The 7,666-nt window shown below is 63.4% G+C and carries 7 protein-coding genes; 5 read left to right on the plus strand and 2 right to left on the minus strand.

Annotated elements, in window-relative coordinates:
• Positions 1 to 401: 401 nt before the first annotated feature.
• On the minus strand, positions 402 to 1,148 hold the full coding sequence (locus ACK1VC_RS00005) for an NRDE family protein (protein ID WP_024717934.1): 747 nt from the start codon (positions 1,146 to 1,148) through the stop codon (positions 402 to 404).
• Between the two features lie 129 nt (positions 1,149 to 1,277).
• Here ACK1VC_RS00005 and ACK1VC_RS00010 point away from each other — a divergent pair, with 129 nt between their 5' ends.
• The 3 genes from ACK1VC_RS00010 to ACK1VC_RS00020 are packed head-to-tail and all read left to right on the plus strand — an operon-like array spanning position 1,278 to position 3,906.
• Positions 1,278 to 2,060, plus strand: coding sequence for a sulfite exporter TauE/SafE family protein (locus tag ACK1VC_RS00010; RefSeq protein WP_016489682.1), 783 nt, complete (start codon positions 1,278 to 1,280; stop codon positions 2,058 to 2,060).
• Between the two features lie 16 nt (positions 2,061 to 2,076).
• Positions 2,077 to 2,886, plus strand: a complete 810-nt coding sequence (lgt, locus tag ACK1VC_RS00015; protein WP_016489681.1) for a prolipoprotein diacylglyceryl transferase — start codon at positions 2,077 to 2,079, stop codon at positions 2,884 to 2,886.
• A 48-nt stretch (positions 2,887 to 2,934) separates the two neighbouring features.
• Positions 2,935 to 3,906, plus strand: coding sequence for a thymidylate synthase (locus ACK1VC_RS00020; protein ID WP_016489680.1), 972 nt, complete (start codon positions 2,935 to 2,937; stop codon positions 3,904 to 3,906).
• Positions 3,907 to 3,962: 56 nt separating this feature from the next.
• Here the strand turns inward: ACK1VC_RS00020 and cadR are convergent, their stop codons facing one another.
• Positions 3,963 to 4,406, minus strand: coding sequence for a cadmium resistance transcriptional regulator CadR (cadR, locus tag ACK1VC_RS00025; protein ID WP_043198837.1), 444 nt, complete (start codon positions 4,404 to 4,406; stop codon positions 3,963 to 3,965).
• Positions 4,407 to 4,489: 83 nt separating this feature from the next.
• Between cadR and ACK1VC_RS00030 the strand changes: the two genes are divergently transcribed.
• Entirely contained in the window at positions 4,490 to 6,742 is a 2,253-nt protein-coding gene (locus tag ACK1VC_RS00030) for a heavy metal translocating P-type ATPase (RefSeq protein ID WP_191087083.1), read from the plus strand.
• A 9-nt stretch (positions 6,743 to 6,751) separates the two neighbouring features.
• The gene (locus tag ACK1VC_RS00035; protein ID WP_023047215.1) at positions 6,752 to 7,621 is read left to right on the plus strand and encodes a LysR family transcriptional regulator; all 870 of its coding nucleotides are present in this window, start codon (positions 6,752 to 6,754) and stop codon (positions 7,619 to 7,621) included.
• Positions 7,622 to 7,666: the final 45 nt, after the last annotated feature.

The raw sequence follows: 7,666 nt of genomic DNA on the forward strand, positions 1-7,666 counted from the left end.
CGCAGTACCTGTGGGAGCGGGCTTGTCCCGCGAAGAGGCCCGCACAGGCAGCATCAAATGATCAGACCCGCACTTCGACCTCACCCAGATGAGGTTGCGCAGATCCTGAAGACCCCGCGGTACCTGTGGGAGCGGGCTTGTCCCGCGAAGAGGCCCGCACAGGCAGCATCAAATGACCAGACCCGCACTTCAACCTCACCCAGATGAGGTTGCGCAGATCCTGAAGACCCCGCGGTACCTGTGGGAGCGGGCTTGTCCCGCGAAGAAGCCCGCACAGGCAGCATGATCAGACCAGCACTTCGACCTCACCCAGATGAGGTTGCGCAGATCCTGAAGACCCCGCAGTACCTGTGGGAGCGGGCTTGTCCCGCGAAGAGGCCCGCACAGGCAGCATCAAATGATCAGACCCGCACTTCAACCTCACCCAGATGCCCACCAAAGGGCCCGAAACTGCGCTCGATCAGCCGCCTTCGTCCCTGATCATCCACGATCAGCACGGTACTCGCCCGGGTCCCATAGTTCTGGCTGGCGATGAACACGCTCGACAGCAATTTCTCGGTCGCCAACCCGACACCTGTCTCGGGCAGGTCGCCATCCGCCGCCGTTTCGTTATCCGCCAGCAAAGCCAGCAGCCGATCCGGCTCTGGCGTTTCCAACAGGCCCTCCAGCCCGCTACGTGCCTTCACCAGCTTTGGCCACGGCGTATCCAGCCCTGCGTTGGATAACCCGTACACCCCGGCGTCCAGCAGGCACGGCGTGGCGTCACGGGCGTGCAGGTAACCCAGCTGTCGCCCATCACCCACCAGCAGGTTGAACCCCGAATACTGCCCACTGCGGCTGGCTACCTGATCCAGGTAAGCCTCGACCCCAAGCTCCCCCTGCAGGTAGGCCGCCACCAGTTCCCCCCGCGAGCGCGGCCCCGGTGCCTGGCCCGGATCGCGGATATTGGTCAGCGCGGCAAAGCGCCCCTGCGGGCCTACGCCCAGCCAGGTACCACCGGCCTCCAGGTCACGCCCGGCGTGCACCCCAGGCGAATCCTCCCAGGCCGCCAGGGGCTGGGTAGGGCGGGCATAGAACTCGTCGCGGTTGGCTGCCACGATCAGCGGCAGGGTGTGCCCCGGCCGCCACGCAAATACGATCAGGCACATCGGTTTGGCCTCTGTGTTTTTTGTCACTGTACCCACAGCAGTCGGGCGGATCCATCCTGACACAGAGTTCACTAGAGCCTCGAGCCCGGCTTCCGTTACCATGCCGGATTGATTTTTCGGGGAAGCCGAATGGAATTCGTGCTCTATCTGCTGTTGGGCGCTTGTGCCGGAGTGCTGGCCGGGCTGTTCGGCGTGGGCGGCGGCATCATCATCGTGCCGGTGCTGGTATTCAGCTTCACCTTGCAGGGCTTCGACGCCTCGGTGCTGACCCACCTGGCAGTCGGCACATCGCTGGCAACCATAGTATTCACTTCGATCAATGCCGTGCTTGAGCACCACCGCAAGGGTGCGGTGCAATGGCCGATCTTCGCCTGGATGACGCTCGGCATCCTCCTTGGGGCAGGTGTCGGCGCCAAGACCGCTTCACTGATCCAGGGCCCGCTGCTGCAGAAGATCATCGGCGTGTTCGCCCTGGTCATCGCCGCGCAGATGGCGCTGGACCTCAGGCCCAAGGCCAGTCGCGGCATCCCCGGCAAACCCTCATTGATCGGCGCAGGCGGTGTGATCGGCTGGGCTTCGGCGATTTTTGGCATCGGCGGTGGTTCGCTGACCGTGCCGTTCCTGACCTGGCGCAGCCTGCCCATGCAGCAGGCGGTGGCCACGTCCTCGGCCTGTGGCCTGCCGATTGCGGTGGCCAGCGCCCTGAGCTTCATGCTGCTGGGCTGGCACGAGGAGCACCTGCCGGCCCACAGCCTGGGTTACGTATACCTGCCGGCGATGGTCGGCATTGCCGTGACCAGCATGTTTTTCGCCCGCTTTGGCGCGCGTCTGGCGCACAAGCTTTCGCCCCGTTTGTTGAAACGCCTGTTCGCAGCGCTGCTGTTCTGTGTCGGCCTCAGCTTTTTGATTTGAATCGAGAGGAAGTTCCATGCTGCCTTACCCGCAGATAGACCCCGTGGCCCTGGCCATCGGGCCGCTGAAAATCCATTGGTACGGGCTGATGTACCTGATCGGCATCGGCGGCGCCTGGCTGCTGGCCTCGCGCCGGCTGAACCGCTTCGACCCCACCTGGTCGCGTGAGAAGCTTTCCGACCTGGTGTTCTGGCTGTCGATGGGGGTGATCGTCGGTGGCCGCCTGGGTTACGTGCTGTTCTACGACCTGCATGCCTACCTGGCCAACCCGACGCTGATCTTCGAGGTGTGGAAGGGCGGCATGTCGTTCCACGGCGGGTTCATCGGCGTGATGCTGGCGGCCTTGTGGTTCGGCAAGCGCAACAACAAGTCGTTCTTCGAGCTGATGGACTTCGTTGCCCCGCTGGTGCCGATTGGCCTGGGTGCCGGGCGTATCGGCAACTTCATCAACGCCGAGTTGTGGGGCAAGGCGACCGACGTGCCGTGGGCGATGGTGTTCCCGCCGTTCAGCGACCCTGCCCAGTTGCCCCGTCATCCGTCGCAGCTGTACCAGTTTGCCCTGGAAGGTGTGGCATTATTCGTGATTCTCTGGCTGTACTCGCGCAAACCGCGCCCGACCATGGCCGTTTCCGGCATGTTCGCGCTGTTCTACGGCATTTTCCGCTTTATCGTGGAGTTTGTGCGGGTGCCTGATGCTCAGCTTGGCTATATCGCATTCGGCTGGTTGACCATGGGTCAGTTGCTCTGCGTGCCAATGATCGTTGGCGGCATCTTCTTGATCTGGTTGGCCTACAACCGCAAACCTACGGCAAAACCAGCCGTATGATTTTCACGGCAGGGGTGATCCTCCTGCCGTTCTTGTTACAGGAAAGTCATGAAACAGTATCTAGATCTGGTCCGTGAAGTCATCGAGAACGGTACGTTGCAAGGCAATCGCACCGGCATCCGTACCATCAGCATGCCGGGCGCCATGCTGCGCTTCGACCTGCAGAAGGGCTTCCCGGCCATCACCACGCGCAAGCTGGCGTTCAAGTCGGCGATCGGCGAAATGGTCGGTTTCCTGCGTGGCGTGAAGAACGCCGGTGAATTCCGTGAGCTGGGCTGCAAGGTCTGGGACCAGAACGCTAACGAAAACGCCCAGTGGCTGGCTAACCCGTTCCGCCAGGGCCATGACGACCTTGGCGAGATCTACGGCGTGCAATGGCGCCAGTGGCCGGGCTACAAGCGCATTGCGCTGAGCAACCCGGCCGCCATTGAAATGGCCGAGAAGGCCGGCTTCCGTCGTATCGCCCAGGACGAAGAGGACGGCGTCGCCTTCGTCATTCTGTACAAGGCCATCGACCAGGTGCGCCAGTGCCTGGACACCATCGCCAACGACCCCGGCAGCCGCCGCATCCTGTTCCACGGCTGGAACTGCGCGCAACTGGACGAGATGGCCCTGCCGCCGTGTCATCTGCTGTACCAGTTCCACCCGAATGTAGAGACCAAGGAAATTTCCCTGACCCTTTACATCCGCTCCAACGACCTGGGCCTGGGCACACCGTTCAACCTCACCGAAGGCGCGGCGCTGCTGTCGCTGTTCGGCCGCCTGACCGGTTACACCCCGCGCTGGTTCACCTACTTCATTGGCGATGCCCATGTGTATGAAAACCACCTGGACATGCTGAACGAGCAGCTCAAGCGCGAGCCGCTGGAAGCGCCGAAGCTGGTGATCAGCGACCGCGTGCCGGCGTTTGCCGAGACGGGCAAGTATGAGCCGGAGTGGCTGGAGAAGATCGAGCCGAGTGATTTCTGGCTGGAAGGCTATGAGCACCATGCGCCGATGACAGCGCCGATGGCGGTCTGATAGATCTCCATTGTTTGAACTGGCTTCTTCGCGGGTTCACCCGCGAAGCTTTTGGCTCAATGCCCGTGACTGCGTCCCACATGCGAATGCTCGGTGTCCGGCACTGATACCGCCCCGTTCGTCTCCAGTTGCTGCAAGATCGCGCATTCGCTCCCCTGCGCGTTGCAGCGCCGCCGCAGTTCCACCAGCTGCTCCTGCAAAGCCACCAAGCCATCGATCCGCGCCTGCACATGCTCGATATGTTCGTCGATCAGCGCATTGACGCTGCCGCACGAGTCGTCGGGGCTGTCGCGCAGGCGTAGCAGGCTGCGGATTTCTTCCAGGGTCATGTCCAGGGTGCGGCAGTTGCGGATGAAGGTCAGCCGTTCCACGTGGGCCTGGGTATACAGCCGGTAGTTACCTTCTGTACGGGCAGGCTCGGGCAGCAGGTTTTCACGCTCGTAGTAGCGAATGGTTTCCACCGCGCAGTCGGTGGCTTTGGCCAGTTCTCCGATCTTCATCACGAAATCTCCAGCAAGTGGCTTGACCCTATAGTGGCTACAGGGTGTTCACTTGGCAACAGGCTCACTTTAAGGACGACCCCATGAACCAGCCTGTCAGCCACGAACACAAGCATCCGCACGATCACGCCCATGGCGATGACGACCATGGGCACGCCGCCCACGGCCACAGCTGCTGCGGGGCCAAAGCCGCGCCGGCGCTGGTGCAGCTGACTGAAACGGCCAGTGCCCAGGCACAGCTCAGCCGCTTCCGCATCGACGCCATGGACTGCCCGACCGAGCAGACCCTGATTCAGGACAAGCTGGGCAAGCTGGCCGGCATCGAGCAGCTGGAATTCAACCTGATCAACCGCGTACTTGGCGTGCGCCATACATTGGACGGCACTGGCGACATCGAGCGTGCCATCGACAGCCTGGGCATGAAGGCCGAGCCGCTTGGTGCCGAAGGCGACAGTACCGCCGCCGCGCCCCAACCGGCCAAGACCCGCTGGTGGCCGCTGGCATTGTCGGGGGTTGCCGCCATCGCCGCCGAAATCGTGCACTTTGCCGCGCTGGCGCCGGAGTGGCTGGTGGCGGCATTGGCGCTGGCAGCCATTCTTGGTTGCGGCCTGGGCACTTACAAGAAGGGCTGGATTGCCCTGAAAAACCGCAACCTCAACATCAACGCGCTGATGAGCATCGCCGTCACCGGTGCTGTGCTGATCGGCCAGTGGCCGGAAGCGGCCATGGTGATGGTGCTGTTTACCGTTGCCGAGCTGATCGAAGCACGCTCGCTGGACCGCGCACGCAATGCCATCAGCGGGCTGATGCAGCTGACCCCGGACATGGCCACGGTGCAGCAGGCAGATGGCCAATGGCGCGAAGCGGATGTGCGCGAAGTGGCCATCGGCGCGTTGGTGCGGGTACGCCCCGGCGAGCGCATCGGCCTGGATGGCGAAGTGATCAGTGGGCAATCCAGCGTCGATCAGGCGCCGATCACCGGCGAAAGCTTGCCTGTGGAGAAGGCCGTAGGCGACAAGCTGTTCGCCGGCACCATCAACCAGGCGGGTGCGCTGGAGTTTCGCGTTACCGCTGGCGCGGGCCAATCGACCCTGGCGCGGATCATCAAGGCCGTGGAGGAAGCGCAAGGCGCGCGGGCGCCTACCCAGCGCTTCGTCGACCAGTTTTCGCGTATCTATACCCCGGTGGTGTTTGCCATCGCCCTGGCCGTGGCGGTGATCCCGCCGCTGTTCATGGCCGCAAGCTGGTTCGACTGGGTATACCGCGCCCTGGTGCTGCTGGTGGTCGCGTGCCCGTGCGCCCTGGTCATCTCGACCCCGGTGACCATCGTCAGCGGGCTGGCCGCTGCTGCGCGCAAAGGCATCCTGATCAAGGGCGGTGTGTACCTGGAAGGCGGCCGCCACCTGGATTACCTGGCCCTGGACAAGACCGGCACCATCACCCACGGCAAGCCGGTACAGACCGACGCCAAAGTACTGGAGCCGGTGTTCGAAGGCCGTGCGCAAGCCCTGGCTGCCAGCTTGGGCGAACGTTCGGACCACCCGGTTTCCCGCGCCATTGCCCAGTTCGGCAAGGCGCAAGGCCTTGCCTTGAGCGAGGTCGATGACTTCGCTGCCCTGGCCGGGCGCGGCGTGCGTGGCACCATCGCTGGCGAGGTCTACCACCTGGGCAACCACCGCCTGGTGGAAGAACTGGGGCTGTGCTCACCCGAGCTGGAAGCCCAGCTGGATGCGCTGGAGCGCCAGGGCAAGACCGTGGTCCTGCTGCTTGACCGCAGTGGCCCGCTGGCCCTTTTTGCAGTGGCCGATACGGTCAAGGACAGCAGCCGCCAGGCCATTGCCGAGCTGCATGAGCTGGGCATCAAGACTGTCATGCTGACCGGTGATAATCCGCATACCGCGCAGGCCATCGCCGCCGTGGTGGGTATTGACCGCGCGGAGGGCAACCTGCTGCCTGCCGACAAACTGAAAACCATCGAAGCCTTGTACGCACAGGGCCATCGGGTGGGCATGGTCGGTGACGGCATCAACGATGCCCCGGCCCTGGCCCGTGCCGAGATCGGTTTTGCCATGGCCGCTGCCGGCACCGACACCGCCATCGAAACCGCCGATGTGGCACTGATGGACGACGACTTGCGGAAAATCCCGGCCTTCGTCAGGCTGTCGCGTCAAAGTGCGGCGATCCTCATGCAGAACATCGTTCTGGCGTTGGGCGTCAAGGCGATATTCCTGGCGATTACCTTTGCCGGCATGGCCACCCTGTGGATGGCGGTGTTCGCCGACATGGGCGTGAGCCTGCTGGTGGTGTTCAACGGCTTGCGCCTTTTGCGCAAATAGAGGACGTGCATGCTGAGTTCGGAGCTTAAAGCCTTTTACATGGTGGCCCGCCTGGGCAGCATCACCCTGGCGGCAAAGAAGCTCGGGCTCAGCCAGCCCACGGTGACCACGCAGATCCGCAACCTGGAAAGCCACTACACGGTCGAGCTGTTCTACCGTGGCGGGCGGCGCTTGGTGTTGAGCGAAGAGGGCGTGCGACTGCTGCCGATGGTCAAGGCGCTGTTGCAACAGGAGGCCGACATCGAGTTCGAGCTGCGCAACAGCGGCCAGGCCCAAGGCAGCTTGCGCATCGCCGCCACGGCGCCTTACTACATTCTCGACCTGGTGAAGATCTACCGCGAGCGCTTGCCGCAGGTGGATGTAGCGGTGGAGATCGGCAACTCGCAGCAGGTGCTGGAAATGCTCGAAGACTACCGGGTGGATATCGCCGCTTCGTCGCAGCTGCTGGAGGACGCCCGGCTGGTGCGGCGGGTGCTGGGCACCGATCCGCTGGTGGTAGCGGTGCACCGCAACCACCCGTTGGCCCACCGCCAGACCGTGTCCATCGATGTGGTGGCCGGGCATTGCCTGTTGATGCGCGAAAAGGGCTCGACCACGCGCAAGCTGACCGAGCAGATGATGCAGGAGGCCGGGGTGACGGCCGGGGCCTTGCTGGAAATCGGCAGCCGCGAGTCGATCCGCGAAGCGGTGCTGCGCAACATCGGCATCAGCGTGATTGCCCGCCATGAGGTGCCGCACAACCCCGAACTGCGGGTGCTCGTGCTGGAGAATGCGCCGGTGATGCATGAATACCTGTACTGCCTGAAGGAACGGCGCCAGGCCAGGTTGCCGGCCGCGTTCCTGGGTGTAGCGCAAGAAGTGGCCGGTTCGCATTTCTAGACCTGTGTTGGCTTCTTCGCGGGCTTGCCCGCGACCACAGGTACA

This window comes from Pseudomonas sp. XP2, assembly GCF_053557975.1.